Origin of the sequence: Burkholderia aenigmatica (genome assembly GCF_048627025.1) — a bacterium.
In the GTDB taxonomy this organism is placed as follows: domain Bacteria; phylum Pseudomonadota; class Gammaproteobacteria; order Burkholderiales; family Burkholderiaceae; genus Burkholderia; species Burkholderia aenigmatica.
The window spans coordinates 2,269,152-2,294,477 of record NZ_CP184468.1 but is presented as its reverse complement, the minus strand read 5'-3'; the positions used below and the strand labels follow the sequence as shown (position 1 = coordinate 2,294,477).

General features: G+C 67.5%; 28 protein-coding genes. 14 read left to right on the top strand and 14 right to left on the bottom strand.

All coding sequences use genetic code 11. The annotated features are described in order from the left end of the window. The first annotated feature begins 91 nt into the window (after positions 1 to 91). Together ACN8ZM_RS10730 and ACN8ZM_RS10725 are read left to right on the top strand one after the other, a co-directional pair. Positions 92 to 529, top strand: a complete 438-nt coding sequence (locus ACN8ZM_RS10730) for a type II toxin-antitoxin system RatA family toxin (RefSeq protein ID WP_089450832.1) — start codon at positions 92 to 94, stop codon at positions 527 to 529. Between the two features lie 4 nt (positions 530 to 533). Beyond that, entirely contained in the window at positions 534 to 857 is a 324-nt protein-coding gene (locus ACN8ZM_RS10725) for an RnfH family protein (protein WP_420209955.1), read from the top strand. 54 nt (positions 858 to 911) lie between these two features. Here ACN8ZM_RS10725 and ACN8ZM_RS10720 read toward each other — a convergent pair whose 3' ends face one another. From ACN8ZM_RS10720 to ACN8ZM_RS10710, 3 genes are all read right to left on the bottom strand, one after another. Then, entirely contained in the window at positions 912 to 1,895 is a 984-nt protein-coding gene (locus ACN8ZM_RS10720; protein WP_420209954.1) for a DMT family transporter, read from the bottom strand. Positions 1,896 to 2,031: 136 nt separating this feature from the next. Next, entirely contained in the window at positions 2,032 to 2,718 is a 687-nt protein-coding gene (locus ACN8ZM_RS10715) for a DUF5074 domain-containing protein (RefSeq protein WP_420209953.1), read from the bottom strand. Positions 2,719 to 2,749: 31 nt separating this feature from the next. After that, the gene (locus ACN8ZM_RS10710) at positions 2,750 to 3,970 is read right to left on the bottom strand and encodes a helix-turn-helix domain-containing protein (protein WP_420209952.1); all 1,221 of its coding nucleotides are present in this window, start codon (positions 3,968 to 3,970) and stop codon (positions 2,750 to 2,752) included. Positions 3,971 to 4,084: 114 nt separating this feature from the next. On the opposite strand from ACN8ZM_RS10710, the gene ACN8ZM_RS10705 reads away from it, so the two are divergent. The 5 genes from ACN8ZM_RS10705 to guaA all read left to right on the top strand — a co-directional run bounded on the left by ACN8ZM_RS10705 (position 4,085) and on the right by guaA (position 9,769). After that, a complete protein-coding gene (locus ACN8ZM_RS10705; protein WP_043190883.1) occupies positions 4,085 to 4,849 on the top strand; it encodes a DUF899 domain-containing protein in 765 nt (254 codons plus the stop codon). A 28-nt stretch (positions 4,850 to 4,877) separates the two neighbouring features. Beyond that, complete coding sequence (locus ACN8ZM_RS10700; RefSeq protein ID WP_420209951.1) at positions 4,878 to 5,684, top strand: DUF2182 domain-containing protein; 807 nt, start codon at positions 4,878 to 4,880, stop codon at positions 5,682 to 5,684. A gap of 276 nt (positions 5,685 to 5,960) precedes the next feature. Further along, positions 5,961 to 7,421 carry an IMP dehydrogenase gene (gene guaB / locus ACN8ZM_RS10695; protein ID WP_043190890.1) on the top strand — a complete coding sequence of 487 codons (1,461 nt, stop codon included), beginning with the start codon at positions 5,961 to 5,963 and terminating at the stop codon, positions 7,419 to 7,421. Between the two features lie 6 nt (positions 7,422 to 7,427). Beyond that, a complete protein-coding gene (locus ACN8ZM_RS10690) occupies positions 7,428 to 8,033 on the top strand; it encodes a hypothetical protein (RefSeq protein WP_205822499.1) in 606 nt (201 codons plus the stop codon). A gap of 116 nt (positions 8,034 to 8,149) precedes the next feature. After that, positions 8,150 to 9,769 (top strand): glutamine-hydrolyzing GMP synthase, encoded by a 1,620-nt coding sequence (gene guaA, locus ACN8ZM_RS10685; protein WP_043190896.1) that lies wholly within the window; start codon positions 8,150 to 8,152, stop codon positions 9,767 to 9,769. A 252-nt stretch (positions 9,770 to 10,021) separates the two neighbouring features. On the opposite strand, the gene ACN8ZM_RS10680 is transcribed toward guaA, so the two are convergent. Both ACN8ZM_RS10680 and ACN8ZM_RS10675 read right to left on the bottom strand, forming a co-directional pair. Beyond that, on the bottom strand, positions 10,022 to 10,639 hold the full coding sequence (locus ACN8ZM_RS10680; RefSeq protein ID WP_420209950.1) for a PolC-type DNA polymerase III: 618 nt from the start codon (positions 10,637 to 10,639) through the stop codon (positions 10,022 to 10,024). 200 nt (positions 10,640 to 10,839) lie between these two features. Continuing rightward, positions 10,840 to 11,505 carry a DJ-1/PfpI family protein gene (locus ACN8ZM_RS10675; RefSeq protein WP_420209949.1) on the bottom strand — a complete coding sequence of 222 codons (666 nt, stop codon included), beginning with the start codon at positions 11,503 to 11,505 and terminating at the stop codon, positions 10,840 to 10,842. 96 nt (positions 11,506 to 11,601) lie between these two features. On the opposite strand from ACN8ZM_RS10675, the gene ACN8ZM_RS10670 reads away from it, so the two are divergent. After that, on the top strand, positions 11,602 to 12,156 hold the full coding sequence (locus ACN8ZM_RS10670; protein WP_420209948.1) for a TetR/AcrR family transcriptional regulator: 555 nt from the start codon (positions 11,602 to 11,604) through the stop codon (positions 12,154 to 12,156). A 142-nt stretch (positions 12,157 to 12,298) separates the two neighbouring features. Here the strand turns inward: ACN8ZM_RS10670 and ACN8ZM_RS10665 are convergent, their stop codons facing one another. The 8 genes from ACN8ZM_RS10665 to ACN8ZM_RS10630 form a co-directional block, all read right to left on the bottom strand. Then, positions 12,299 to 12,748: an acetyltransferase gene (locus ACN8ZM_RS10665; RefSeq protein WP_420209947.1), complete on the bottom strand. Its 450-nt coding sequence runs from the start codon at positions 12,746 to 12,748 to the stop codon at positions 12,299 to 12,301. A gap of 100 nt (positions 12,749 to 12,848) precedes the next feature. Continuing rightward, positions 12,849 to 13,322, bottom strand: a complete 474-nt coding sequence (locus tag ACN8ZM_RS10660; RefSeq protein ID WP_301768713.1) for an NUDIX hydrolase — start codon at positions 13,320 to 13,322, stop codon at positions 12,849 to 12,851. 51 nt (positions 13,323 to 13,373) lie between these two features. Further along, entirely contained in the window at positions 13,374 to 14,258 is an 885-nt protein-coding gene (locus tag ACN8ZM_RS10655) for an NAD(P)-dependent oxidoreductase (protein ID WP_122945679.1), read from the bottom strand. A 101-nt stretch (positions 14,259 to 14,359) separates the two neighbouring features. After that, positions 14,360 to 14,656 carry a gamma-butyrobetaine hydroxylase-like domain-containing protein gene (locus ACN8ZM_RS10650; RefSeq protein WP_043190909.1) on the bottom strand — a complete coding sequence of 99 codons (297 nt, stop codon included), beginning with the start codon at positions 14,654 to 14,656 and terminating at the stop codon, positions 14,360 to 14,362. After that, positions 14,653 to 15,648 (bottom strand): HEAT repeat domain-containing protein, encoded by a 996-nt coding sequence (locus tag ACN8ZM_RS10645; protein ID WP_420209946.1) that lies wholly within the window; start codon positions 15,646 to 15,648, stop codon positions 14,653 to 14,655. The genes ACN8ZM_RS10650 and ACN8ZM_RS10645 overlap by 4 nt, the downstream gene beginning before the upstream one ends. Before the next feature lie 43 nt (positions 15,649 to 15,691). Next, entirely contained in the window at positions 15,692 to 15,937 is a 246-nt protein-coding gene (locus tag ACN8ZM_RS10640) for a 4Fe-4S dicluster domain-containing protein (RefSeq protein ID WP_420209945.1), read from the bottom strand. 11 nt (positions 15,938 to 15,948) lie between these two features. Further along, on the bottom strand, positions 15,949 to 17,688 hold the full coding sequence (locus ACN8ZM_RS10635; RefSeq protein ID WP_420209944.1) for a fumarate reductase/succinate dehydrogenase flavoprotein subunit: 1,740 nt from the start codon (positions 17,686 to 17,688) through the stop codon (positions 15,949 to 15,951). Further along, positions 17,685 to 18,455, bottom strand: a complete 771-nt coding sequence (locus ACN8ZM_RS10630; protein ID WP_420209943.1) for a GntR family transcriptional regulator — start codon at positions 18,453 to 18,455, stop codon at positions 17,685 to 17,687. The genes ACN8ZM_RS10635 and ACN8ZM_RS10630 overlap by 4 nt, the downstream gene beginning before the upstream one ends. A gap of 298 nt (positions 18,456 to 18,753) precedes the next feature. On the opposite strand from ACN8ZM_RS10630, the gene ACN8ZM_RS10625 reads away from it, so the two are divergent. Continuing rightward, positions 18,754 to 19,974: an MFS transporter gene (locus tag ACN8ZM_RS10625; protein WP_089450817.1), complete on the top strand. Its 1,221-nt coding sequence runs from the start codon at positions 18,754 to 18,756 to the stop codon at positions 19,972 to 19,974. Positions 19,975 to 20,046: 72 nt separating this feature from the next. Here ACN8ZM_RS10625 and ACN8ZM_RS10620 read toward each other — a convergent pair whose 3' ends face one another. Then, positions 20,047 to 21,129 carry a helix-turn-helix transcriptional regulator gene (locus ACN8ZM_RS10620; RefSeq protein WP_420209942.1) on the bottom strand — a complete coding sequence of 361 codons (1,083 nt, stop codon included), beginning with the start codon at positions 21,127 to 21,129 and terminating at the stop codon, positions 20,047 to 20,049. Positions 21,130 to 21,629: 500 nt separating this feature from the next. Between ACN8ZM_RS10620 and ACN8ZM_RS10615 the strand changes: the two genes are divergently transcribed. From ACN8ZM_RS10615 to ACN8ZM_RS10595, 5 genes are all read left to right on the top strand, one after another. Then, a complete protein-coding gene (locus ACN8ZM_RS10615) occupies positions 21,630 to 21,899 on the top strand; it encodes a DUF4148 domain-containing protein (protein WP_043187966.1) in 270 nt (89 codons plus the stop codon). Between the two features lie 251 nt (positions 21,900 to 22,150). Continuing rightward, the gene (locus tag ACN8ZM_RS10610) at positions 22,151 to 22,552 is read left to right on the top strand and encodes a DnaJ family domain-containing protein (protein WP_043187968.1); all 402 of its coding nucleotides are present in this window, start codon (positions 22,151 to 22,153) and stop codon (positions 22,550 to 22,552) included. Continuing rightward, positions 22,549 to 23,151 (top strand): tRNA adenosine(34) deaminase TadA, encoded by a 603-nt coding sequence (gene tadA, locus ACN8ZM_RS10605; RefSeq protein WP_301806603.1) that lies wholly within the window; start codon positions 22,549 to 22,551, stop codon positions 23,149 to 23,151. Before ACN8ZM_RS10610 ends, tadA begins: the two co-directional genes overlap by 4 nt. A gap of 108 nt (positions 23,152 to 23,259) precedes the next feature. Continuing rightward, complete coding sequence (gene ldcA, locus ACN8ZM_RS10600) at positions 23,260 to 24,198, top strand: muramoyltetrapeptide carboxypeptidase (protein WP_043187971.1); 939 nt, start codon at positions 23,260 to 23,262, stop codon at positions 24,196 to 24,198. Positions 24,199 to 24,505: 307 nt separating this feature from the next. Next, positions 24,506 to 25,210: a GntR family transcriptional regulator gene (locus ACN8ZM_RS10595; RefSeq protein ID WP_174967387.1), complete on the top strand. Its 705-nt coding sequence runs from the start codon at positions 24,506 to 24,508 to the stop codon at positions 25,208 to 25,210. Positions 25,211 to 25,326: the final 116 nt, after the last annotated feature.

The window sequence follows — 25,326 nt, the reverse complement described above, 5'->3', positions numbered from 1 at the left end:
TCGGGCCAACTCGTTTAAAATCACGATTTTAGCAAAGCGGGGCGGGAATCGCCCGGCTTGCGTTCTCACCTTAAGCGATGCCGCGCGATTTATGGCAGATGTCCAGAAAACCGTATTGATCCGTCATTCGGCGGAACAGATGTTCGACCTCGTCACCGACGTGGCCGACTACCCCAATTTCCTGCCCTGGTGCGGCGGCGTCGAGATTCGCCGTCAGGACGAGAGCGGGATGGAAGCGCGCATCGACATCAACTTCAAGGGCATCAAGCAGCATTTCGCGACGCGCAACACGCAGCAGCGCCCGTCGCGGATCGACATGGAGTTCACGGACGGCCCGTTCAAGAAGTTCACGGGCGCGTGGCGCTTCACGGCGCTGCGTGCCGATGCGTGCAAGATCGAATTCGCGCTGCACTACGAATTCTCGAGCATCCTGCTCGAGAAGATCATCGGGCCCGTGTTCAGCCACATCGCGAACACGTTCGTCGATTCGTTCGTGAAGCGCGCCGACCAGCGCTACGGGAAGGGGTGACGCGATGCTGTCGATCGAAGTCTGCTACGCGCTGCCGGATCGCCAGACGCTGATTCCGCTGTCGCTGCCCGAAGGGGCGACCGTTCGTTCGGCGATCGACGCGAGCGGCGTGCTCGCGCTGCACCCGGAAATCGATCTCGCGAACGCGAAGACGGGCGTGTACGGCAAGCTTGCGCCGCTCCACGCGCCGCTCGCCGACCACGACCGTGTCGAAATCTACCGCCCGTTGATCGTCGATCCGAAGCTCGCGCGCCAGCGGCGCGTCGACAAGTCGCGCCGCGCCGGCTCCATCGAGGGCCGCAAGTGGATGCACAAGGACGCGCGCTGACGCGGGCCGGTTCGCGGCTTACACGCAGTTTCGTCTGATCAAACGCCGCGGCGCTCAGTGGGCCGCGGCGTTTGCATTTGCCGGCGCGCTTCCCGACGTATCGCCGCCGGCTGGCGTGTTGCCATGTTGCCGCACCGATCCGTAGACGCCCGCGAGCAGCAGCACCAGCGCGGCGATTTCGAGCGCATGCGGCATCCGTTGGTCATACACGAACGCGTAAAGCATCGCGAACACGGTTTCGAACACGATCAGTTGGCCCGACAGCGTGAGCGGCAGCCGCTTCGACGCGGCATTCCACAGCCCGTTGCCGAGCCACGACGCGCCGATCGCGAGCACGAGGTTCAGCAGCCAGAACAGCTGCCAGCGCGACGCCGGGACGGCTGCCTGCACCGTGCCGACCGGCAGCGCGAGGATCGCGATCCAGACGAGTCCGCCGATCAGGCCCGTCACGACACCCCACAGCACCGACCACTCGTTGCCGCCGAAATGATGATGGCGCTGAAGATAGCGGGCGTTCGCGACCGCATACCAGGTCCAGCTCGCGAGCGCGCCGGCTGCGCAGGCAATCCCGGCGAGCTTCTGGCCGAGCGTCGTCGCATGCGCGGCCTCGGACGTGAACAGGTCGACGTTGATGCAGACGATGCCCGCGATCACCAGCGCGAGCGGGGCCGCGAGCCGCCGCAGCGGCACGGCGCCGTGGTCGCCGAGGCCCGCGAGCGTGACCGTGACGGGCAGCACGCCGACGATCAGGGAGCTGGGTGCGATGCCGATCAGGTGCACGGCGCCGGACAGCAGCATGTAGTACGCGACATTGCCGACGACGGCGAGCCTGACCAGCGCGACGAGATCCTCGCGGGTCAGCCGCGCGAGCAGAGAGCGGGCGGCCGGCAGCGCGGCTGCCAACGAGACGAGGCCGTACATCGCGTAGCGGCCGGCGCTCAGCAGCAGCGGCGAGAAGTCGGTCAGCAGCCGCGGAACGAGAAACACCATGCCCCACAGGGCACCTGCCAGGACACCATAGACCACACCGCGCTGCATCGACCGCTCCGAACACATGACTGACGAGCGCGCATCTTAGCGACGCCGTTGCGTCGTCGTCTTGTTCATTCCTGCACTCGGTGCCGGGCGGGGCGCAGGCGTGCTGCGCCCGGGAGCGATCGCGGCAGGCGGCGGATCATTCGTCGGCAGAATCGGGCGCGGCTCCCGCGTTGTTGCCCGACGTCCGCGCCCGCGCGGGCCGGCGCACGGTGCGCAACGTGCCGCTGTTGCCGCCGCCGCAGTAGAAGCGGTCGTGGCCGTCCGATTCGAGCCCCGATACGCCGACCCCGGCCGGCATGTCGACCTGCTCGAGCACGCGGCCCGTGCGCGGATCGATGTGCCGCAGGTCGGCCTGGTCGGCTTCCCAGGTGCCGTGCCACAGCTCGCCGTCGACCCACGTCACGCCGGTGACGAAGCGGTTCGATTCGATCGTGCGCAGCACGGTGCCCGATTGCGGATCCACCTGATGAATCTTGCGTTCGCGGTACTGGCCGACCCACAGCGTGCCTTCCGCCCATGCCAGTCCCGAATCGCCGCCGCCGCCGGGGGCGGGAATCGTCGCGAGCACGCGGCCCGATTCGGGGTCGATCTTCTCGATGCGGTCCTCGACGATCTGGTACAGGTGGCGGCCGTCGAACGCCGAGCCCGCATGCGCGGCGACGTCGAGCGAGCGGACCGTCGTGCCGCGTTCCGGGTCGAGCGCATTGAGCTTGTCGCCGGACGCGTACCACACGTACTGCCCGTCGAACGTGACGCCATGTACGCCGTCGACGCCCGGAAACGGGCCGTATTCGCGAAGGATCTCTGCACTGGAGCGTTTCATGTTCGTCACCTCGTCGTTCGGTGAGGTCATCCTAATCGCCCGGCAGCGGGGCAGGGAGTAACAAGGTCGTCGCGAAACCGGGCAGCGGCGGTGTCATCCAGCGGCGCGCGCGGCCGCGGCCGAGCGCCTGGACCTTGTCCGCTTCGGCGAGCGCGTCGAGCGCGCGCTGCACGGTGCGCTGGCTTGCGCCGAGGGCCAGCGCGAGCGCGGAGCTCGACCACGCTTCGCCATCGGCGAGGAGCGCGAGCACGGCTGCGTGGCGATCGTCGACCGGGCGCGCCAGGACGACGGTCTCGCGTACGCCGAGCGGTTCGAGCGCAAAGCCGCGCGGCGTCGCGATGACGTTTGCGAGCGGCCTGAGCATCGCGCGCAGCCGGCCCATCTCGACGCGCAGGCGCGCGCGATGCGATTCGTCCGCGTGTTTCGCGCGGAACGCGGCCGCGACGAGCGCGTTGCGCGACACATCGGCCGGCCATGCCTCGCCGAGCGCGCGGGCGAGCACGAACAGCACGGGCCGCCGCGCGAGCGACACGGTCGTGCGCGCGTCGCGCACCGTGTGGCGGCACGCATCGACGACGAGCGCGTTCGATGCGAACAGCGTCTCGACTTCGTCGAGTTGCACGAGCCGCGACGTGCCGCGCGCGATGAGGCGCGCGGCCGGCGCGTCGAGCACGCGTGCCGCGGTGTCGACCTCGGCCGTGAGCGCGGCGATGCCGGCGTCGCCGGCCGCGGCGCGTGCTCGGGCGAGCGCCGCGCGGGCCGTGTGCGTGCGGATGCGGCGCATCGCGATGCCGGCCGCGATCAGCTCATGGGCGGCGCGCGATGCGGCCGGGAGCGGCGCGGGATCGAGATTCGCGAGCATCCGTTCGGCATCGTCGAGCTGACCGATCAACAGCAGCCGGCGCACGCCGAGATAGCGCGCATGCGCGGCGTTCGCGCGGTCGCCGTGCGAGTCGAGCGTCGCGCAGGCGGCATCGAGCGCGCGCGTCGGCCAGCGCAGGTCGCGCGACGCGAGCGCGATCTCCGCTTCCGCGACGACGCAGCGCGCACGCGCCACGGCCTCCCTGGCGCCGAACGCGCGTGCGGCGCTGCGCACGAGTGCACGTGCGCGTTCGAAATCGCCGAGCTGCGCCATCGCGATCCCGCGCAGCGCGAGCGCCGGTGCATCGTCGCGCAGCGCGACGCGGTTCAGCGCGCCGAACGCGTCACCGGCCGCGAGCGCGCGCGCAGCCGCCGTGATCAGCGAATCCATCCGAATCCCGACACACTTGTCACTCCCTCCGGCCCGATGCCCGCCACTAATCTAGCACCATGCACACGGCGCCGGACGCCGTGCCCGGAAACCCATCGGAAGGAGGCACCCGCAATGACGACCCATCTCACCGGAACGCGCGACGAATGGCTGGCCGAGCGCCGCGCGCTGCTCGACGCGGAAAAGGCGCTGACCCGGCAAAGCGACGAACTCGCACGGCGGCGCCAGGCACTGCCGTGGGTGCGCGTCGACAAGACCTACCGGTTCGACACCGAAGACGGGCAGGCAACGCTCGACGACCTGTTTCGCGGCCGGTCGCAACTGCTCGTCTATCACTTCATGTTCGGCCCCGACTACAAGGCTGGTTGCCCGTCGTGTTCGTCGATTGCCGACGGTTTCGACGGCTTTGCCGTGCACCTGGCGAACCACGACGTGACGCTCGCGGCCGTGTCGCGCGCGCCGCTCGCGAAGCTGCTCGCTTACCGGCAGCGGATGGGGTGGAGCTTCCCGTGGGCGTCGTCGGTCGGCAGCGATTTCAACTTCGACTTCAATGTGTCGTTCACCGAAACGCAGCAGCGCGCGGGCGACGTCGAGTACAACTACGCGCGGGCCGGCCACGCAATGGACATGGATCCGCCGCCGGCCCCTGTCGTGGAGTTCGCGGCGACCTGCGGCACCGATGCGGTCACGTATTCGCTCGACCGGCCGGGGATGAGCGCGTTCGTGCGCGAGGACGGCGCGGTTTATCACACGTATTCGACCTACGCGCGCGGGCTCGACGGGCTGTGGGGGATGTACCAGTGGCTCGATCGCGCGCCGCGCGGGCGCAACGAGACCGGCCCGTGGTGGCGCCGTCATGACGAGTATGCACGCGGCTGAGCGCGCCGGCGACGAGTGGAGGCGGGCGATGACACGGCGGGCGGCCGGCGATGCGGGCCCCGATTCGCGGGCCTTCGGGGCGGTGTTGGTGGCCGTGTTCGCCGTCGCCGCGATCGCGACCGTCGCGCAGCACGCGTCGATGGCCGCGATGGGGGGCGCACCGGTGTCCGGCGGCTGGATGTCCTCGGCGGCATGGCAGCGGCCGTGCGGATGGGGCGCCGGCCGCACGTTCGCGGCGTTCGCCGGCATGTGGGGCACGATGACGGTGGCGATGATGCTGCCCGTGCTGGCGCCGGTGCTCTGGCGATACCGGCAGAGCGTGGGTTCGTTGGCCGCGGCGCGTTCGACCTGGCTGGTCGTTGTAGCCGGCGCGGGATATTTCGCGGTATGGATGGCGCTTGGGGCGCTTGTGTTTCCTGCTGGCGCCGCGCTGACCGCCGCCGCTGTCCGACTGCCGGCGCTCGCCCGTGCGATGCCGTTCGCGGCCGGTGCGATCGTGTCCGGTGCGGGGGTGTGGCAGCTTTCGGCGTGGAAGGCGCACCGGTTGGCCTGCTGCCGTCACGCGGCGGCGCACGCAGGCCTGTCGCGGGCGGGCACGGGCGCCGCCTGGCGGCACGGCGTGCGAGCCGCGATGCGTTGCGGCGCCTGTTGCGGGAACCTGATGGCGGTCGCGCTGGCAGCCGGCGCGATGGATCTGCGCGTAATGGCCGTCGTGACGGTCGCGATGGCCGCCGAGCGCCTGGTGCTGGCTGGCGGGCGCGTCGCGCAGATCGTCGGCTGGGGCGCGATCGGGGCAGGCAGCGCGATGATCGTGCGCGCGGCCGGGCTCCTGTGAGGCCGCGGCGCGAGCCACTTTGGCCGTCGCCGCGCGGCGCTCGACCGCGGCCGCTACCGCCGTGCAGCGCGGTCGCGACGGGCGCACATGCGGTGTCGCGGCCCGTTGCGCGAATGGCGCGATGTGGCGGTGAAACGAAAGGCGATCGAAAACGAACCGAACGGCGAACCGAACGATTCGGCCCCCGAACGGAGGAAAGCGGCTAAGCCGTTGTTCGTGTTGTGAAAATTCGCAGCGCTTCGCGTATAATTCGCTTTTGCGCCCATAGGATTTGCCATGCGTCTGATCCAAAAAGCACTCACTTTCGATGACGTGCTCCTCGTTCCCGCCTTCTCCGACGTTCTCCCGCGCGACACCAGCCTCAAGACCAAGCTGACCCGCAACATCTCCCTGAACATGCCGCTCGTGTCCGCCGCCATGGACACGGTCACCGAAGGTCGCCTCGCGATCGCGATGGCACAGCAGGGTGGCGTCGGTATCGTCCACAAGAACCTGACGCCGGCCGAACAGGCTCGCGAGGTCGCGAAGGTCAAGCGTTTCGAATCGGGCGTCGTCCGCGATCCGATCACGGTGCCGCCGCAAATGAAGGTGCGCGACGTGATCGCGCTGTCGCGCCAGCATGGCATCTCGGGCTTCCCGGTCGTCGAAGGCCCGCTGCTCGTCGGCATCGTCACGAACCGCGACCTGCGTTTCGAAACCCGCCTCGATGAGCCGGTCAAGTCGATCATGACGCCGCGCGAGCGCCTCGTCACGGTCAAGGAAGGCACGCCGCTCGCCGAAGCGAAGGCGCTGATGCACAGCCACCGCCTCGAGCGCGTGCTGGTCGTCAACGACGCGTTCGAACTGCGCGGCCTGATGACCGTCAAGGACATCACGAAGCAGACCGAGCACCCGGATGCGTGCAAGGACGAACACGGCAAGCTGCGCGCAGGCGCGGCGGTCGGCGTCGGTCCCGACAACGAAGAGCGCGTCGAGCTGCTGGTGCAGGCCGGCGTCGACGTGATCGTCGTCGATACCGCACACGGCCACAGCAAGGGCGTGCTCGAGCGCGTGCGCTGGGTCAAGCAGAATTTCCCGCACGTCGAAGTGATCGGCGGCAACATCGCAACGGCCGCCGCCGCGAAGGCGCTCGTCGAATACGGCGCGGATGCAGTCAAGGTCGGTATCGGCCCGGGCTCGATCTGCACGACGCGGATCGTCGCCGGTGTCGGCGTGCCGCAGATCAGCGCGATCGCGAATGTCGCGGAAGCGCTGAAGGGCACGGGCGTACCGTGCATCGCCGACGGCGGCGTGCGCTTCTCGGGCGACGTGTCGAAGGCCCTCGCGGCCGGCGCGAACGCGGTGATGATGGGCAGCATGTTCGCGGGTACCGAAGAGGCGCCGGGCGACGTGTTCCTGTACCAGGGCCGCCAGTACAAGTCGTACCGCGGCATGGGTTCCGTCGGCGCGATGAAGGACGGCGCGGCAGACCGCTACTTCCAGGACAACTCGGCGAACATCGACAAGCTCGTGCCGGAAGGCATCGAAGGCCGTGTCGCGTACAAGGGTTCGGTCAACGCGATCCTGTTCCAGCTGGTCGGCGGCGTGCGCGCGAGCATGGGCTACTGCGGCTGCAAGACGATCGACGAGCTGCACGACAAGGCTGAATTCGTCCAGATCACCGCGGCGGGCATGCGCGAGTCGCACGTGCACGACGTGCAGATCACGAAGGAAGCGCCGAACTACCACGTGGACTGATCGCCGATGAAACCGCTGCTGCGAGCCGTGTTGATCGTCGATGCCGTGTTGCTGCTGGCGTTCGGCGTGCTGTTCGTGCTGACGCCCTGGCAGTCGCTGTTCAACGCGCTGCAGCTGGCGAGCGTCCAGCCGGCGATGCTCGGCCAGGCGTTCGGCATCGCGTTGCTCGGGCTCGCGTGGCTCGCGTTTCATGCAGCGTTCAACGGGGATCTCACCGCGCCCGTCGCGCGGTCGGTCGGCCACGTGTACTGGCTGACCGGCGTGCTGACGATCGTCTGGTCGATCGGCACCGGCAGCGGTCCCGCGCTGGCTGCCGCCGGCCGGGTGCTGTCGGCCGTGGCCGGTGTCGTGCTGATCGTGCTCGGCCTCGGCGGCGTGCGGCTCGCATCGGCCGTGCGCCGGCGCGAGAAAGCGCAGGCGCTCGACGCGCGCGCGCCGGCGCAGCGTCCGGCCGAGCCGGCGATGGCGCCCGCGTCGTCGTCCGCGCCACAGCGTGTCGAACCCGTCGTCAGCCGTCCTGCGGCATCCGCTGCATCGTCGCCGGCTTCATCCGGCTCCAGTCAATCGTCAGGCGGCGTCGCACTCGACGAACGCCCGCCGATGCAGGATTGACCGGCCATGCGTCGCGCGTGCTGCCTTCCGCCCGACGCCGCTGTCCATGCTATTGACGCAGCGCATGATGTAAATGATGCGCTGCTTTTCTTATTCTCTTCATCCCGTCCGCAGCCATGCACGACAAAATCCTGATTCTCGACTTCGGTTCGCAAGTCACCCAACTGATTGCGCGACGCGTGCGCGAAGCGCACGTCTACTGCGAAATCCATCCGAACGATGTGTCCGACGACTTCGTCCGCGAGTTCGCGCCGAAGGCGGTGATCCTGTCGGGCAGCCACGCGAGCACGTACGAAGACCATCAGCTGCGCGCGCCGCAGGCCGTATGGGATCTCGGCGTGCCGGTGCTCGGCATTTGCTACGGCATGCAGACGATGGCCGTGCAGCTCGGCGGCAAGGTCGAGTGGAGCGACCACCGCGAATTCGGTTACGCGGAAATGCGCGCGCATGGCCATACGCGCCTGCTCGACGGCATCGAGGATTTCAAGACCGACGAAGGCCACGGCATGCTGAAGGTCTGGATGAGCCACGGCGACAAGGTCGCCGAGCTGCCGCCGGGCTTCGCGCTGATGGCGTCGACGCCGAGCTGCCCGATCGCCGGCATGGCCGACGAGGCACGCGGCTACTACGCGGTGCAGTTCCACCCGGAAGTCACGCACACGCTGAAGGGCCGCCAGATCATCGAACGCTTCGTGCTGCAGATCGCCGGCGCGAAGCCCGACTGGATCATGAAAAACCACATCGAGGAAGCCGTCGCGAAGATCCGCGAGCAGGTCGGTGACGAGGAAGTGATTCTCGGCCTGTCGGGTGGTGTCGATTCGAGCGTCGCGGCCGCGCTGATCCATCGCGCGATCGGCGACCAGCTCACCTGCGTGTTCGTCGACCACGGCCTGCTGCGCCTGAACGAAGGCAAGATGGTGCTCGACATGTTCGAGGGCCGCCTGCACGCGAAGGTCGTGCACGTCGACGCGGCCGATCAGTTCCTCGGCCACCTGGCCGGCGTGACCGATCCGGAAGCGAAGCGCAAGATCATCGGCCGCGAGTTCGTCGAGGTGTTCCAGGCCGAGGCGAAGAAGCTGTCGAAGGCGAAGTGGCTTGCGCAGGGCACGATCTATCCGGACGTGGTCGAATCGGGCGGTACGAAGACCAAGAAGGCGACGACGATCAAGAGCCACCACAACGTCGGCGGCCTGCCGGAAACGCTCGGCCTGAAGCTGCTCGAGCCGCTGCGCGACCTGTTCAAGGACGAAGTGCGCGAGCTGGGCGTCGCGCTCGGCCTGCCGCCGGAGATGGTGTACCGCCATCCGTTCCCGGGCCCGGGCCTCGGCGTGCGGATCCTCGGCGAAGTGAAGCGCGAGTTTGCAGACCTGCTGCGCCGCGCGGACGCGATCTTCATCGAGGAACTGCGCAACACGACCGCGACCGCGCACGATGCGGCTGCCGGCCTGTGCGGCGAAGCCGATGTCGGCAAGAGCTGGTACGACTTGACCAGCCAGGCGTTCGCGGTGTTCCTGCCGGTCAAGTCGGTGGGCGTGATGGGCGATGGCCGCACGTACGACTACGTGACGTCGCTGCGCGCGGTGCAGACGACCGACTTCATGACCGCACACTGGGCGCATCTGCCGTACGCGCTGCTCGGCCGCGCGTCGAACCGGATCATCAACGAAGTGCGCGGGATCAACCGTGTCGTGTACGACATCTCGGGCAAGCCGCCGGCGACGATCGAGTGGGAATAAGCGTTCGTGCTGAATCGGCGTTCGATTCTGCCCTCGTCGTTGCGCATCGGTTGATAGCGCGATAGGGCGTGAGCGGATGGCGGGTTCAGCGTGTTCGCTGTCCCGGCACGGACCGGGACAAGAAACGGCTTGGCGATTGCCAAGCCGTTTTTCGTTAACGCGTCGCCTGAGTCACGAAACGGCGTGCGTCATTCGTGACGCGGCAATCCGTTGTGCGCCCGATGGCGATCGCTCGCGTCCGCCGATCGAATCTCACGCATGCGAGTCCACGAGCGAACGCAGGTACGTCGGCACTTTCGCCTTGGCCGTTGCCTGGACACGCGCCATGAGCGCGTGATCGATGCGATTCAGCCCGTAAGTCCGCGCAATATCGTGCTGCAATCGGCACCACAGGTGACCGGCCATCTCGGCATCGACCATCGCCCGGTGCGCGCGGCCCGATTTGGGCAACCGCAGCATATCCACCAGGCTCGACAGGCGGTGACTCTGTGCATCCGGGTAGATACGTCTCGCCACGAGCATCGTGCACGCAAAGGCATGCTCGGCCGACATGCCGAGCAGCCCGAGTTCCGCCTGCCAGAACCGTTTGTCGAAGCCGGCATTGTGCGCGACGACCGCATGCTGGCCGACGAACGCTGCGGCTTCCTTCATGACTTTCGATGCCGGGGGCGCCGATGCAATCATCTCGTTCGTGATGCCGGTCAGCGCGACGACATCGGACGGTATGCGCCTGCCTGCATTCATCAGGCTCTGAAAACGGTCGACGACCTGTCCGTCCCGGAGCAGGATGACGGCGATTTCGGTCGCACGGTCGCCCATATTCGGCGAAAGTCCGGTTGTTTCGAAGTCCAGTACTGCGACGGTTTGCATGGTCGAATCCTGTTGCTTCACGCGGTGTCGTTAGAGTGGCCGAGAGGTTAGCATCTCCAGACCCGCGACAGGTTCGTTCAGCGCGGGAAACGACCATCCTTGCGGCGAGCGCCGACCCGATCCGCCATTGGCGCTGCGGGACGCACGACGATGCAACAGGGTGCCGGCCGCCGACTATCGGCAGCCCATTGGCCCGCGCGTCATGCCGCCAGACCGTTTTCGCCTTCAACCATCCGGATCGGGCCCGTGGTTTGTCCCGCACCCTGCCTGATGCTGAACTCGATCAGATCTTCGAAAATCTCCCGTTGCCCGGCAGGCAGCACAGGCTGCAGCGTCTCGCGGCGCTTGTCCGCATCGCACATCGATTCCACCAGCCATCCCGTCAGATAGACCGACGCCAGGCATCCGCCCGCGGTCGCGATGTTGCCGTGGCATACCAGCGGCTGGTCCAGCACGTCCAGCCCGAGTGCCTGCAAACCCTTGCGCGCGTCTGGATGCGTCGTGGCGCGACGCTCCGGCAGCAGCCCGAGCCGCTCGAGAATGAAGGCGCCGCCGCAGATCGATCCGACCAGCTGGCGCTCGGGATCGAGATCGAACGACGGCAGGAAGTCGGGATGGGCCAGTGCGGCCGGTACGCCTTCCTTGCCGCTCGAAAAGAGCACCGCGTCGGCGTGATTGGCATCGGCAAGCGGGCCGTGCGTCGGGATGGCCAGACCATGTGCGGAATGCAGCACCGGCTGCGCTCCCAGGATCCGGACGCGCCAGTCGCGGTTGTTGCGGCCGAGAATGTCCCACATCAGGAACAGGTCGACGTCGGTAAACCGGTCGAATGCGACGAGAGCGATGTCTTTCAAGGTGGACTCCATGCGTAGTGGCGGGCTGCCGGAAGCGGCGGCGGCCGTGATAGAGTTCGCAGCCTATCTGTCCATGCCGCACCATACACAGCCTGTATGGCGATGACGATGAGCACACTGACGCGAAACGACTGGATTGCAGCGGGCTTCGACGCCCTCGACGGGGAAGGGTATGCGGGCATTTCGGCCGAAAGCCTCGCGCGACGGCTGAACGTGACCCGCGGATCGTTCTATCACCACTTCCGCAATCGCGAGGATTTCGTCAGGACCTTGCTGACCGCGTGGGAGAGCGACTACACCGCACGCATGCTCGCGTACGCGGCAGACGGCCGCAGCGCGGGCGACACGCTGACGCGCTACCTGCACATCGCCGCGGAGAAGCGGCCCGGCCGTGAAATCGCGATTCGCGCGTGGGCGCTGCACGATCCGCTGGTGGCGGAATTCCAGCAGCGCGTCGATGCGACGCGCCTGGCATTCGCGGTCGAGACGTCCCGCCGCTGGGCCCGCATGCCGGGTGAAGCCGAGATCGTGGGACAGCTCGCACATCTCTGTCTGATCGGCGGCCAGCAGGCCGGGCTGCGGCGCGATGCCGAGCGGTTCAACGGCTTCATGCAGCGCGCGTTCGCGGCCGTGGGGAGCAGGCTTGCGCGAGGACGCGCGTAACGGTGCGATGCGCGCGATACCGGTGAGGCAGGGATGTCACGGGTATCGCGGCATCGAACGCGCTCGGATGCGCGGGTGGGTCGTCGACGAAAGCGCACGACGCGAAGCCGCAAGCAGATGCCATGCGCTTGCGTGATACCGCTCAGGCTTGATCGCCCCCGCGATAACGCAGGTGAATCAACGGATAAGCGCGACCTTGTCCATCGAGCGCCGATCGCCCGGTGCGCTCGAAACCGAGCCGTTCATAGAATCCCGCTGCCGATTCGTTCTGTTCGTTGACGTCAGTCGACAAGTCGGGATGACACTTGAGTGCAGCCTCCACGAGCAGGCGTCCGATCCCCGCGCCATGATGAGCAGGATCGATGAACAGCGCTTCCATGTGACTGCCGTCGAGCAGCATGAAGCCGATCGCACGGTCGGTATCGTCGACGGCGAGATCGAGCGGTGCACCGGGCAGGAACGCGACGACTTCGGATTCGATCGCGCGACGGTCGTCGTCGCTCAGGAAGTGATGCGTGGCATCGACCGCGCTGCGCCAGATATCGAGCACGCGTGGGCCATCGGCCGGGGTGGAGTGGCGGATTCTGATCATGATTTGATTTGTTGTTTTGGTCGCGATGCAGGCAGGTGGCCGGCGCCGTCAGGGTCCCGATCGGGCTGACTGCAGGGCGACGCGAAAAGTAAGCATTATGTCAGGTTGGGGCGCGACGCGTTTCGGCCAGGGCTGCCGCCCGTTCCACCGCCCGCCGCGCCACGTCCCGCACGCCCGCACTCATCGGCAGATCGTCACGATCGAGTTCGGCGAGATCGAACCAGCGCGCTTCGAGTGCATCGTCACCCGCAACGGGCATGCCGCGCAGCCACTTGCACAACACGGCGACCAACACGTAATGCTGGCGCAGGCCGCCATTGGCATCGTGATCGAACGCATCCAGTGCGGTGAACACGTCCAGCGCTTCGACGTCGATCGCGGTTTCTTCGGCGATCTCGCGCACGGTGGCGCGCGTGACGGTTTCGCCCGCTTCGATCTTGCCGCCGGGAAACCCCCAGCAGCCGGCATCGGGTGGATTGGCGCGGCGAACCATCAGCACGTCGCGCTCGCGGAGGACGACGCCGATCACGGCGGGAACGGGGCGCACGATCGGCGCGGGCGACGAATCGGACATGATGGTTCTATGCGTCGAAGCGTGGGCAGGTGAGCGACGTCAGGCGACGATTCATCGCCCGTCCTCGGTACGCTGCTCGATCGCGCGGATCACGGCGACCATGTCGGCGGACCCATGCCCGGCCTGTTCGGTCTCGCCGTAAAGCGCGTGGCAGATATCGAGCAGCGGCGACGCGATGCCGATGCTGCGCGCCGATTCGGCGACGAGGCGCGCATTCTTCAGCACGTCGGTGATCGCGGCCTGCACGGAGAAATCCGCCGCGACGAGCTTGCCGATCTTCACGCGCGACACGTCGCTCGCCATCGGGCCGGCATTCAGCACGTCGGCGAAGCGGGCGAGATCGATGCCGTGGCGCTGCGCGAAATGCGTGGCTTCGGTCAGGCCGGTGACCATCGTGATCAGGAACAGGTTGACGGCGAGCTTCATGGTCAGCGCCGACGGCACCTCGCCGCAGATGAAGCTGTCGCGGCATAGCGGCTTCACGAGCGGGCGGACCGCGTCGACGTCGTCCGGCGCACCGGCCAGCATCACGACGAGCTGGCCCGCTTCGGCCGGCTTGCGCGACCCCGACACGGGTGCCTCGACGTAGCGGCCCGACGCGGCCGCGATCTCGTCGGCCAGCGCGCGCGAGTATTCCGGCGACGTGGTGCCCATGTTCACGATCACGTGGTCGCCGACGCGACGACTGAAGTCGGGCGTGCCGCGCCCGAGGACGGTGTCGATCGCGGTGTCGTTCGCGAGCATCAGGATCACGGTGCGGCAGGCTGCGAACACGTCGTCGGCATGCTCGGCGATGCGTGCGCCGGCGTCGCGCAGCGCGTCGTCGCTGCCGTGGGAGCGGCTCCATGCGACGAGCGGCGTGCCGGCCCGCGCGAGATTGAGCGCCATCGGCGTGCCCATCACGCCGAGGCCGATGAATCCGACTGCCGTTTGCATGTCCTGACTCCCGCTGTGAGTGGAGACGATCGTGGCCGTCAGTATCGCAGCGTTTTCGCTCGCGTGTCGGCGATGCCGCGCGTGTCGCGCAGGAAGCGGTTCTAGCGAGGCGACGGCGCTGCGTTCATGCCGGCCAGATACGGCCACGGATAGATGCCGCGTGCATGGCCGTCGCCAAACGCGAGACGGATACCGTAGCCGGCCGGTTCCACATCGTCCAGCGTGAGGTCGGGCCGCACGTCGACCCGGCCACCGTCGTACCGGATCCGACGGCATTCCGCGCACGGGCAGCCGCTGCGCAACTGCGCATAGCCGATGCGCTGCGTGTCGCCGTCCGGCCAGCGCAGCGTCAGCGCGCGTGCCGGATGATCGAGCACGATTTCGGTCGGCACGATCATCGCGAAGCCTCGTCGATCTGCCGGATCGCGATCCGCACGGCCTTGCGAACCTCGGGGTCGCGATCCTCCAGTGCGGTGTGCAGCGCGGGCAGGGTTGCGCGCTCGCGCAGTTCGCCGAGCGCGAGCGCGGCCTCCTTGCGCAGGTTGCCGATCGCATGCGTGAGCAAGGCGGCGATCGCCGGGGCGGCGGTGCTGTCGCGTAATTGGCCGAGCGCGCGGACGGCGCGCAGGCGTACCTGCCAGTAGTCGTCGTCGACCGCGGCGACGAGCGGTGCGCTCGCAGCGGAGATCCGCAGCTTGCCGAGTGTCGCGGCCGCTTCCTCGCGCACTTGCCACGCGGGGTCGCGCAGTGCGGCGAGCAGCGCCGTCGCGACGGGCGCGTCGCCGGGCGCGGCGAAGCCGAGCGCGCCGACCGCCGCACGTCGTACGTCCGCATCGGTGTCGGCCGTCGCGACGCGCGCGAGCGGCGGCAACGCATGCACATCCTTGAGCCAGCCGAGCACCGCGACGGCCTCGGCGCGCACGGCGGCCGCGTCGGCATCGAGCGCGTGCAGCGCGGGCGAAAACGCATCGGGGTCGCGCAGTTCGCGCAGGCCGCGCAGTACGGCGCCGCGCACGAACGGTTCCGGCCGGTCGGCCCAGCGACGCAGCACCGCGCCCGATGCGGCGTCCTTCAGTTCGGACAGGCTTTGCGCGGCGGTGGCGCGTACACCGTCGTCCGGGTCGAGCAGCGCGCCGCACAGTGCGTCGACGACATCGGGCTGCTCCCACGCGCCGAGCACGCGGGCGGCTTCGCCGCGTACGTCGGCCGACGCATCGTCGCGCAGTGACGCGACGAACGCGGGTACGCAGTCGGGATCCTCGAGATCGGCGAGTTCGAGCAGTGCGATGCGGCGCACGGACGCGTCGGGCGCGGCGAGGCGGGCGACGAGTGCGGCCAGGTCGGGATCGTGCGCGCCGGGCAGCGGGGAAGCGAAGGCAGAGGCGGTCATGGGTAAACGGTCGGGGGAGGGTGAGAGCCTGCCGCGCGCACGATCAGCGCAGCAGGTACGGGATGTCGACCTTGACCGCGCCGGTCGGGCAGTCGCGCTCGCACGGCATGCAGTACCAGCACTCGTCGAACTGCATGTAGGCCTTGCCTTTCGCTACGTCGATCGCGAGCAGGTCGAGCGGGCACACGTCGACGCAGACGGTGCAGCCCTTGTCGGCGATGCACAGATCCTCGTCGATCGTGACGGGCGCGCTGCTGCGCAGGAAGATGTCGTGCGGCGTATGGGGCACGGTTGGGCTCCTCAGAGGACGGCCGCGGGCGCGGCCGGTTCGCGGATGCGCAGATGCGCGTAGGCGCTGCGCTCGTCGTCGGCGAGCGGCACGACGTAGGGTTCGACCGCTCGCTTCTCGCTGCGCATCGCGCCGTCGGCGCCCTTGCGCAGCCACGTGTGGCAGAACCACTCGGCGTCGTTGCGCTGCGGAAAGTCGACGCGATGGTGGTACAGCCCCCAGCGGCTCTCGGTGCGGAACAGCGACGCGCGCGCGGCCATTTCCGCACAGTCGCGGATCGCGCGCACCTCGGCGGCGCGCATTAGTTCATGCGGATGATCGGCTTTGATCGATTCGATATCCTCAGTAATGGCGTCGAAACGTTGCAACCCGATTTCCATCTTGCGCGTCACCTTCGGCGGCTGCAGATAGTCGTTCACCATGCGACGCAGCTTGTATTCGACCTGCGCCGGCGCCAGGCCGCGCTCGCGCAGCAGCGGGGCAAGCACGCGGGTGCGCTCGGTGGTGACCTGTTCGTCATCCACCGGCGCATGCGCGCGGCCGGCCACGTAGTCGGCCGCATTCTGCCCGGCAAACCAGCCGTACGTAAATGCACCGAGCATGTAGTTGTGCGGGATGGCCGCCATGTCACCGGCCGCGTAGAGCCCCGGCACGGTCGTCTCCGCGCGAGCGTTCACGTACACGCCGGATGCGCTGTGGCCGCTGCAGAAGCCGATCTCGGAGATGTGCATCTCGACCATCTGCTGCCGGTAGTCGGTGCCGCGCCCCGCGTGGAAACGGCCGCGGCTCGGCCGTTCGTTCGTATGCAGGATCTGCTCGATGGTCTGGATCGTTTCTTCCGCGAGATGGTCGAGCTTCAGGAACACCGGGCCGTTGCCGCTTTGCAGTTCCTGGTAGAACTCCCACATCATCTGGCCGCTCCAGTAATCGCATTCGATGAAGCGTTCGCCCTTGCCGTTCGCGGTGAAGCCGCCGAGCGGGCCCGTCACGTATGCGCACGCGGGACCGTTGTAGTCCTTGATCAGCGGATTGATCTGGAAGCATTCGAGGTTCGCGAGCGCGGCGCCCGCGTGATAGGCCATCGCGTAGCCGTCGCCTGCGTTGGTCGGGTTCTCGTAGGTGCCCATCAGGTAGCCGGACGCCGGCAGGCCGAGCCGGCCGGCCGCGCCGCAGCAGAGGATCACGGCCTTCGCGCGGATCACGTGGAACTCGGCCGTGCGGCAGTCGAAACCGAGCACGCCGCTCGCGCGGCCCTGCGCATCGGTCAGCACGCGCGTTGCGACGATCCGGTTCGTGATCGCGATGCGTGCGCGCTTCAACTGCCGGTAAAGCACCTTCTTGATGTCGTGGCCTTCGGGCATCGGCAGCACGTACGCGCCCATGTGATGGACCTTCTTCACCGCGTAGTCGCCGGTGCCGTCCTTCTCGAACTTCACGCCCCAGCGGTCGAGCTGCTCGATCGTCGCGAAGCTGTGCCGCGCATACGCATGCACGGCTTCCTGGTCGACGATCCCGTCGTTGGCGATCGTGATCTCGCGCGTGTACTGCTCGGGTGTCGCGTGCCCCGGGATCACCGCATTGTTCAGGCCGTCCATCCCCATCGAGATCGCGCCGCTGCGCTTCACGTGCGCCTTGTCGAGCAGCAGCACGCGCAGCGACGGGTCGCGTTCCTTCGCCTTGATTGCCGCCATCGGGCCGGCCGTGCCGCCGCCGACCACGACGATGTCGTATTCGAGCACATGAGTAATCATCGTTGTGTCCTTGCAGGTTTGCGCGGTTTCTGGCGGTCGATGCGCAGCCGGTACTGGAAGGCGTCGCCGCGGAAATACAGATATTCGAAGTCGATCGGTGCGCCCGATGCGTCGTGCGTGAGGCGCTCGATGCGCAGCACGGGGCTGCTTTCCTCGACATGCAGTGCATCGACGATCTCGTCGTCGGCGAGGATCGCGTCGATCGACACGTCCGCATGGCCGAGCGGGATGCCGCAGTCGTTTTCCAGGACCAGGAAGATGTCGCGGGTCGCGAGATCGGCGGCCGCGAGGCGCTTGCCGAGGGCTTCGGGCACCCAGGTCTGTTCGAGCGACACCGGCTCGCGATTCAGCAGCCGCACGCGATGAATCTCGACGAGCGGCGCACCTTCGGGCACGTTCAGCTTGGTCGCGAGATGGTGGTCGGCCTTGACGGTGCGGAAACTGCGCACCTGGTTGACGATCTCGTAGCCCATCGACGACATCGCCTCGGCGAAGCCCTGCAGCGACGTCACGTTCTGGAACGCCTTCGGCTTCGACACGAAGGTGCCCTTGCCGTGCAGCTTGAACAGCAGTCCTTCCTTCTGCAGATCGCCGAGCGCCTGACGCACCGTGATACGGCTGACGTCGAACGTGGCGCAGAGTTCGTGCTCGGAAGGCATCCGGCTGTGCGGCGCATAGGTGCCGTCGAGAATCCGCGCGCGCAGGGTGTCCTTGATCTGCACGTAGAGCGGGGCCGCCGACAGTGGCACGACGTTGGGTGAAGTCATCGGTCAACTTGTTATGACAAGATCGCTCGAGTGTAGTCAGCGTGATCGCGGGTCCCAACCAACGATTTCTGATTTGAACTTTCCGATTCCGGAAAAGCACGCTGGCAGGGGACAGACCGACCGGACGATCCGCCGGTGCGGGCAGGGCGGATCGGCGGACCATAAATAATTCGCCGGCGCGTGTTCCCCGCATGTCGATTTCCCGATGCGTCGCCCGTCGTATCCATGTCGACCGGACATGGCGCCATGCGGGTGGCACCCGGTCCCGGGCATTGTCGTAACGAAAAGGAGGCACGCCATGCCGGATTCCCGATACCGCTGGGTGATCGTCGCCGCAGGCGGCCTGATGGGCTGCATCGCGGTCGGCGCGATGTTTTCGCTGCCGGTGTTCCTGCGTGCGATCGCACGCGACACCGGCTGGTCGATGACCGGCATTTCCGGCGCGATGACGCTCGGCTTCATCGCAATGGCCTTCGCGAGTATGGGGTGGGGCAGCCTGTCGGATCGCATCGGCACGCGCCCGGTCGTCATGACGGGCGCCGTCCTGCTGTCGGCGAGCCTGGCGCTGGCGAGCCGCGCGCCGTCGCTGCTCGCGTTCCAGCTGACTTTCGGCCTCGCCGTCGGCGGCGCGACGGCCGCGATATTCGCGCCGATGATGGCGTGCGTGACCGGCTGGTTCGACACGCACCGCAGCCTGGCGGTGTCGCTCGTGTCGGCCGGGATGGGGATGGCGCCGATGACGATGGCCCCGCTGGCCGCGTGGCTCGTGTCGGTGCGCGACTGGCGCACGTCGATGCTGCTGATTGCGGTGCTGGCGGCCGTCGTGATGATTCCGGTGTCGCTGCTGGTGCGCCGGGCGCCCGCGCTCGACGGTGCGCCTGCGGCCCCGGTTGCCCCTGCACCGGCGGACGAACCTGCGGCGATGTCGGTCGTGGATGCGTTGCGTTCGCCGCAGTTCATCGTGCTGCTGCTGACCAACTTCTTCTGTTGCGCGACGCATTCGGGCCCGATCTTCCACACGGTCAGCTATGCGGTGACATGCGGGATCCCGCTGATCGTCGCGGTATCGATCTACAGCGTCGAAGGGCTCGCCGGCATGGGCGGCCGGATCGTGTTCGGGATCCTGGGCGATCGCATCGGCGCGAAGCGCATGCTGGTGGCCGGGCTGCTCGCGCAGGCGCTCGGTGCGCTCGGCTATGACTTCGTGCGCACGCTCGACGGGTTCTACGTGATCGCGACGCTGTTCGGCTTCGTCTATGCGGGCGTGATGCCGTTGTATTCGGTGCTCGCGCGCGAGAATTTTCCGCAGCGGATGATGGGCACGGTGATCGGTGGCTGCGCGATGGCCGGCGGCCTCGGCATGGCCGCGGGGCCCGTCGCGGGCGGCCTGATCGTCGATGCGTCCGGCAGCTACCGCTGGCTCTACATCGGTTCGTGCGCGATCGGCATCGGCGCATGCCTGATCGCATGGATGTTTCGTCCGTTTCCGCAAGCGCGGCCAATGCGGGCAGCCGCATGACCGTGGTTCGACCATGCGTCGAGTATCGTGCGGGGCACGGCAACTGATCAGGAAAGCGAACGATATGCCGCGCTAGTCGTGCGAGCCCGCCCGGAACACGCTGCGCAATTCGTCGTGGTTGTGCACGTTGAGCTTGCGATAGATCTTGCGCACGTGATCGATGACCGTGCTGTTGCGCAGCGCGAAGCCGCTCGCGATCTCGCTGTGAGAGCGGCCGAGCACGAGCTGCGTGCAGAGTTCGCGCTGGCGTTCGGTCAACCCGAATTCGAAGCCGAGCCGTTCGATCTCCAGTTCGAGCGGCGGAAAATGTTCGATGTAGATCACGATCGAGAAATCGCGCTGCACGGGGCGTGCGTCGGCGAGGCGATAGGCCTTGAAGCGAAAGCGGCCGGCGGTATTGCGGCGCTCGAGCGTCGCCGGTGGCGCAGGGTGTCCGCGCCAGATCCGGTTGACGCTCGACAGCAGCGGGGCGAGCCAGTCCGGCAAGTGGTCGTGACGATAGAACGCGAGCGGTTCGCCGGTCGCGAGCGACAGCATCCGGATGCTCTCCGTGTTGTGCAGCAGGAGCCGGCCGGCGCCATCGACGACGACGATCGCGGACAGGCTGCCTTCCGCCTCGTGCAGCGGCAGTTGCGCGGGCCGCGACAGCGCGTGCGCGAGATGTCTGGCGACGGGTTCGATGTCGCGATGATTCTTTTCCGAGAATGGACGACTGCCCGGCGCGCGTGACAGCTGCAGGCTGCCCCAGCCGCGCGTGCCGTCCGTCGCGGTCAGTTCGAGACAATGACGCATCGAGGTCGGCTGCCACAGGTCCGCATACATCTCGCTCGACAGCAGCTCGTCGTCGTAGTGCGCGCTGTTGACGAAGCCGCGGCCGCGGCGCATCGCGTCGGAGAACGTGACGCCGAGCACCTCCTGCCGGGCGGTGTTGTGCACGTTCATGAAGTACGACGGCAATACCGTGTAGACCGTGTCGTTCTCGCTGTAGACGTCCGACAACGCGTAGTGCTCGTCGGCGTAGAAGAACATGCCCCAGTCGGCACCGACGATGTGCCGTGCGGCTTCAATCACATGAGGAATGACGAGACGCGGCTCGACGCCGAGCGAACAGAGTCGTCGAATGTGACTCGCCAGCGCGACGTGCTTGTCGGACATGAAGACGCTCCTCGAGCGTGCATCGGACTCGCGCGCCGCGTCGTAGTGACGTGGCCGATTGCGCATGCGCCGTCCTGTCTGTCCAGCTTAGACGCCCAACATGACAACGACCGAAATTACCCCCTTTCAAGGGGGCGTCAAAGCGGCACGTGGTTTCTATCATTGCTCCATTCCGGTTGTATTCACGTGACGAACATGCCGTTGCATTCGGCGTGCGGCATTCGTCCGATTCAACGTGAATGCAACCGGAATATCCGATTCGCGATGCGGCGGGACGCACGAGCCACACAACTCGAAACGCGCAATGTGGCCGCAACACGAAATCGCGCATGTCTATGCGCCAGCCCCGGGGGGAAACAGAGGGATTGCCAGCAAGGATCGACGTTGCGTGCACGCCGGATACGACGGCACGCGAGCAGGACGTCGAAGTGCGCGGACGGCGGGAAGCCGGCGCCGCCCGCGTCGTTGGGGGGTATTGCAGCTTCATGTGAGGTGCCACGATGAAGACCATGTACAAGGCGGCGCTGGCCGCAATCTGCGTGCTGGGCGCGGTGGGGCTCGCGCAGGCGCAGGAAGAGAGCGCGCCGACGTCGACGCCGCCGTCCGATGCCGCGATCAGCGCGACGTCGATGGGCAGCATGCCCGGCGCAGGGTCGCAGGCGGGGAGTCCGACCGCGCTCACGCGAGCGCAGGTCCGGAACGAACTGCTGCGCGCGCAGAAGTCAGGCGAACTCGATCGGCTCAACAATCAGTTGTACAACGGACAGTAGCGGCGGACGTGACGACGCGGCCGTCGCGAAACGGCTGCGTCGACGGCGGCGCCGGGTATCGGCGGCGTGCGGAAATGGGGTGCGACCATGCGTGGCCACGAGCCGGCATGGTCTTAAACGGGGTTGGAACAACGCTCGCGCAAGCACGGCGCGAGCGTGTCGTCAATGGCATATCGAGCATTCGTTCGAAGTGCCTGTCACACGTGCGTCACCCTGCTAGAATTCGGCTGCCGCATTGTTTCGATTGACCGATGAGATTGCTTGACGCCCTGGTCGAACAACGTATTGCCGCTGCTGCCGCGCGGCGCGAGTTCGACGATTTGCCGGGTACCGGCGCGCCACAGGCGCTGGATGACGACCTGCTCGTACCCGAGGAGGTGCGGGTGGCCAACCGTATCCTGAAGAATGCGGGCTTCGTGCCGCCGGCTGTCGAGCAATTGCGCGCGCTGCGCAACCTGCACGACGAAGTGCAGGCGGTCAGCGACCGTGCCGCGCGGTGCCGGCTGCAGGCGAAGATCCTCGCGCTCGACATGGCGCTCGAATCGCTGCGCGGTGGCCCGATGGTGATGCCGCGCGACTACTGCCGGCGCATCGCGGAACGCCTGTGCGAGCGCGGGCTCGACGAAGCGTCCGCCGAAGCGGGGCCGATGTGACGTCCGACGCGCTGCACGACGCAGCCGGGTCGGCGGCCGCTCCGGCGGCCGAATCTACCGCCGATTCTCCCGTTCCCGTTCCCGAAGCCGCGCCCGTATCGGCGCGCGATCTGCATTTCATGCGTCTTGCGCAGGCCGCCGCCGAAGAGGCGCGCGCGGCCGGCGAAGTGCCGGTCGGTGCGGTGCTCGTGCGCGGCGACGAAGTGATCGCACGCGGCTTCAACCATCCGATCGGCGGGCACGACCCGTCGGCCCATGCGGAAATGGCCGCGCTGCGCATGGCCGCGCAGCATCTGCAGAATTACCGGATGCCCGGCTGCGAGCTGTACGTGACGCTCGAGCCGTGCCTGATGTGCGCGGGCGCGATCATGCATGCGCGCATCGCGCGGGTCGTCTACGGCGCCGCCGACCCGAAGACGGGCGCCTGCGGCAGCGTGATCGACGCGTTCGCGAATCCGCAGTTGAATCACCATACCGAAGTGACCGGTGGCGTGCTCGCCGACGAGTGCGGTGCCGCGTTGAAGTCGTTCTTCGCCGAGCGCCGTCGTGCGTTGCGCGAAGCACGGCTGGCCCGCGACGCCGAATCCGGCACGTCATAGGCGCGCCCGCCGCGCGCGTCGCCCGGCGCGAGCCGGGCGTCCACGGTTCCGTGAACCGGAGACGGTTCAGGCCCTCTAAGCAGGTTTGACGACCCGACACCCTTCGCCATGTCCTTCCAGCCCGCCGCGTCCTACACCATCCGCCTGCTTGCGCCGTCCGGCTATCCGCACGACCCCGACGCGATCAATCGCGCGCTCGAGCGCCTCAGCACCGCGCAGCACCGCATCGAGAACATCGAGGCGACACAGCGGCGCTTCCAGCGGTTCGGCGGCACCGACGGCGAGCGGGCGGGCGACCTGAACCGCCTTGCCGATCCCGAACGGCCGCTGCCGGACATCGCGCTCGCGGTGCGCGGCGGTTACGGCGCCGCGCGCATCCTGCACGGGCTCGACTATCGCGGGCTCGAACGCAGGCTGCGCGACCAGCCGGTCGCGCTCGTCGGTCACAGCGACTTCACGGCACTCCAGCTCGCGCTGTACGCGAAGGCGCGCATCAAGACGTTCGGCGGCCCGATGCTGTCGGCCGACTTCGGCGCGGAAACGCCGAGCGATTTCACGATGCAGCACTTCTGGCAGACGCTGACGCAGCCGAGCACGACGATCATCGCCGAAGCGCCGCAGGTGCAGACCGTCAACGTGACGGGCACGCTGTGGGGCGGCAACCTCGCGATCCTCACGTCGCTCGTCGGCACGCCGTACATGCCCGACATCGAAGGCGGCATCCTGTTCATCGAGGACGTCAACGAGCAGCCGTTCCGGATCGAACGGATGATCTATCAGCTGCACCTGTCGGGGCTGCTCGCGCGGCAGCAGGCGCTCGTGCTCGGCCAGTTCACCGGCGCACGGCCGTTCGAGTACGACAACGGCTATGACATGCAGGCGATGATCGAGCAGGTGCGCGCGGTGGTGGGGATTCCGGTCGTCACGGGGCTCCAGTTCGGCCATGTGCCCGACCTGTTGACGCTGCCGTTCGGCGCGCAGGCGCAACTGGTCGCGAATGCGCACGGTTTCCGGCTCACGCTGTCGGACTATCCGCATCTCGGCTGAGGCAGGCGCGATCGAGCGAAAGGCGGGTTTCCCGCCTTTTTCTTTATGTAAGCGCGCAACTAACGGTCTATATTTTTCGTCGACACCAACAGGGCCCGCACCGGATATTGCACCAGTTTTGTCAACAAAATAGCCGGAAGGGTATACGACGAGAAGGGCCTCTGTCGTGCGTCTTGGCCTTGTCGTGCCTGGATTCGGCGCATCGTGCACCGAACGGGGTCGCATCGATGCACGCCGATTGTGCGCAATGCCGGAAAAGAATTGTTGACAATCTTTATGTCCGCCCTAGGATGAGGATCATCACACGATGCCGATCATGAACGAGCCCGAATCCCACCCGTCCGGTGCAGCCAGTCCCGAAGCGATCGCCGAGCGGATCCGCACGGCGATCCTCGAGCATCGGCTCGCGCCCGGCGCGAAGCTGACGGAGGCGCAGCTCTGCGATGTGTTCAACGTGAAGCGCGGGGCGATCCGCCAGGCGCTCGCGCAGCTCGCAACCGACAAGCTGGTCGATCTCGAGCCGAACCGCGGTGCGTTCGTCGCGAGCCCGACGCTGCAGGACGTGCACGAGGTGTTCGAGATGCGCCGGATCATCGAGCTCGCCGTGGTCGAGCGGCTCGCGACCGGGCCCGGCGCGAAGCGGCTGAAAGGGGTTGCCGCGCTGATCGAGAAGGAACGCAAGGCGTTCGAGCGGCACGACTTCGCCGCCTGGATCCGCCTGTCGGGCGAATTCCATACGACGCTTGCCACGCTGATGGGCAATGCGACGCTCAGCGAGTGCCTCGAAGGGCTCGTCGCACGCTCGACGCTGATGTCGGCGCTGTACGAATCGCACGGGCGCAGCCCGTGCTCGTGCGACGACCACGACGAGATCCTCGGCGCGCTGGAGGCGGGGGATCCGAAGCGGGCGGTGACGCTGATGGCGCACCACCTGCAGCATGTCGAACTGAAGATGCTGGACCGGCCCGCGCAAGGGCAGGTCGATTTGCGCGAAGTGTTCGGCGGCGCCTGAGCGGCGACGCGAACCCGGCCGCGCGCCACAAGAACGAGCGAAATGCAGGCCCGCGGTGTATGCCGAGGGCCGCTGGTCCGACTCCGGGCGTCGATCCGGAGCGATATCGATGACGG

Bases quoted from the DNA above. Each gene is read 5' to 3' on its own strand.
- ACN8ZM_RS10730 (WP_089450832.1), top strand. From the start codon at position 92: ATGGCAGATGTCCAGAAAACCGTATTGATCCGTCATTCGGCGGAACAG.
- ACN8ZM_RS10725 (WP_420209955.1), top strand. From the start codon at position 534: ATGCTGTCGATCGAAGTCTGCTACGCGCTGCCGGATCGCCAGACGCTG.
- ACN8ZM_RS10720 (WP_420209954.1), bottom strand. From the start codon at position 1,895: ATGCAGCGCGGTGTGGTCTATGGTGTCCTGGCAGGTGCCCTGTGGGGC.
- ACN8ZM_RS10715 (WP_420209953.1), bottom strand. From the start codon at position 2,718: ATGAAACGCTCCAGTGCAGAGATCCTTCGCGAATACGGCCCGTTTCCG.
- ACN8ZM_RS10710 (WP_420209952.1), bottom strand. From the start codon at position 3,970: ATGGATTCGCTGATCACGGCGGCTGCGCGCGCGCTCGCGGCCGGTGAC.
- ACN8ZM_RS10705 (WP_043190883.1), top strand. From the start codon at position 4,085: ATGACGACCCATCTCACCGGAACGCGCGACGAATGGCTGGCCGAGCGC.
- ACN8ZM_RS10700 (WP_420209951.1), top strand. From the start codon at position 4,878: ATGACACGGCGGGCGGCCGGCGATGCGGGCCCCGATTCGCGGGCCTTC.
- guaB (WP_043190890.1), top strand. From the start codon at position 5,961: ATGCGTCTGATCCAAAAAGCACTCACTTTCGATGACGTGCTCCTCGTT.
- ACN8ZM_RS10690 (WP_205822499.1), top strand. From the start codon at position 7,428: ATGAAACCGCTGCTGCGAGCCGTGTTGATCGTCGATGCCGTGTTGCTG.
- guaA (WP_043190896.1), top strand. From the start codon at position 8,150: ATGCACGACAAAATCCTGATTCTCGACTTCGGTTCGCAAGTCACCCAA.
- ACN8ZM_RS10680 (WP_420209950.1), bottom strand. From the start codon at position 10,639: ATGCAAACCGTCGCAGTACTGGACTTCGAAACAACCGGACTTTCGCCG.
- ACN8ZM_RS10675 (WP_420209949.1), bottom strand. From the start codon at position 11,505: ATGGAGTCCACCTTGAAAGACATCGCTCTCGTCGCATTCGACCGGTTT.
- ACN8ZM_RS10670 (WP_420209948.1), top strand. From the start codon at position 11,602: ATGAGCACACTGACGCGAAACGACTGGATTGCAGCGGGCTTCGACGCC.
- ACN8ZM_RS10665 (WP_420209947.1), bottom strand. From the start codon at position 12,748: ATGATCAGAATCCGCCACTCCACCCCGGCCGATGGCCCACGCGTGCTC.
- ACN8ZM_RS10660 (WP_301768713.1), bottom strand. From the start codon at position 13,322: ATGTCCGATTCGTCGCCCGCGCCGATCGTGCGCCCCGTTCCCGCCGTG.
- ACN8ZM_RS10655 (WP_122945679.1), bottom strand. From the start codon at position 14,258: ATGCAAACGGCAGTCGGATTCATCGGCCTCGGCGTGATGGGCACGCCG.
- ACN8ZM_RS10650 (WP_043190909.1), bottom strand. From the start codon at position 14,656: ATGATCGTGCCGACCGAAATCGTGCTCGATCATCCGGCACGCGCGCTG.
- ACN8ZM_RS10645 (WP_420209946.1), bottom strand. From the start codon at position 15,648: ATGACCGCCTCTGCCTTCGCTTCCCCGCTGCCCGGCGCGCACGATCCC.
- ACN8ZM_RS10635 (WP_420209944.1), bottom strand. From the start codon at position 17,688: ATGATTACTCATGTGCTCGAATACGACATCGTCGTGGTCGGCGGCGGC.
- ACN8ZM_RS10630 (WP_420209943.1), bottom strand. From the start codon at position 18,455: ATGACTTCACCCAACGTCGTGCCACTGTCGGCGGCCCCGCTCTACGTG.
- ACN8ZM_RS10625 (WP_089450817.1), top strand. From the start codon at position 18,754: ATGCCGGATTCCCGATACCGCTGGGTGATCGTCGCCGCAGGCGGCCTG.
- ACN8ZM_RS10620 (WP_420209942.1), bottom strand. From the start codon at position 21,129: ATGTCCGACAAGCACGTCGCGCTGGCGAGTCACATTCGACGACTCTGT.
- ACN8ZM_RS10615 (WP_043187966.1), top strand. From the start codon at position 21,630: ATGAAGACCATGTACAAGGCGGCGCTGGCCGCAATCTGCGTGCTGGGC.
- ACN8ZM_RS10610 (WP_043187968.1), top strand. From the start codon at position 22,151: ATGAGATTGCTTGACGCCCTGGTCGAACAACGTATTGCCGCTGCTGCC.
- ldcA (WP_043187971.1), top strand. From the start codon at position 23,260: ATGTCCTTCCAGCCCGCCGCGTCCTACACCATCCGCCTGCTTGCGCCG.
- ACN8ZM_RS10595 (WP_174967387.1), top strand. From the start codon at position 24,506: ATGCCGATCATGAACGAGCCCGAATCCCACCCGTCCGGTGCAGCCAGT.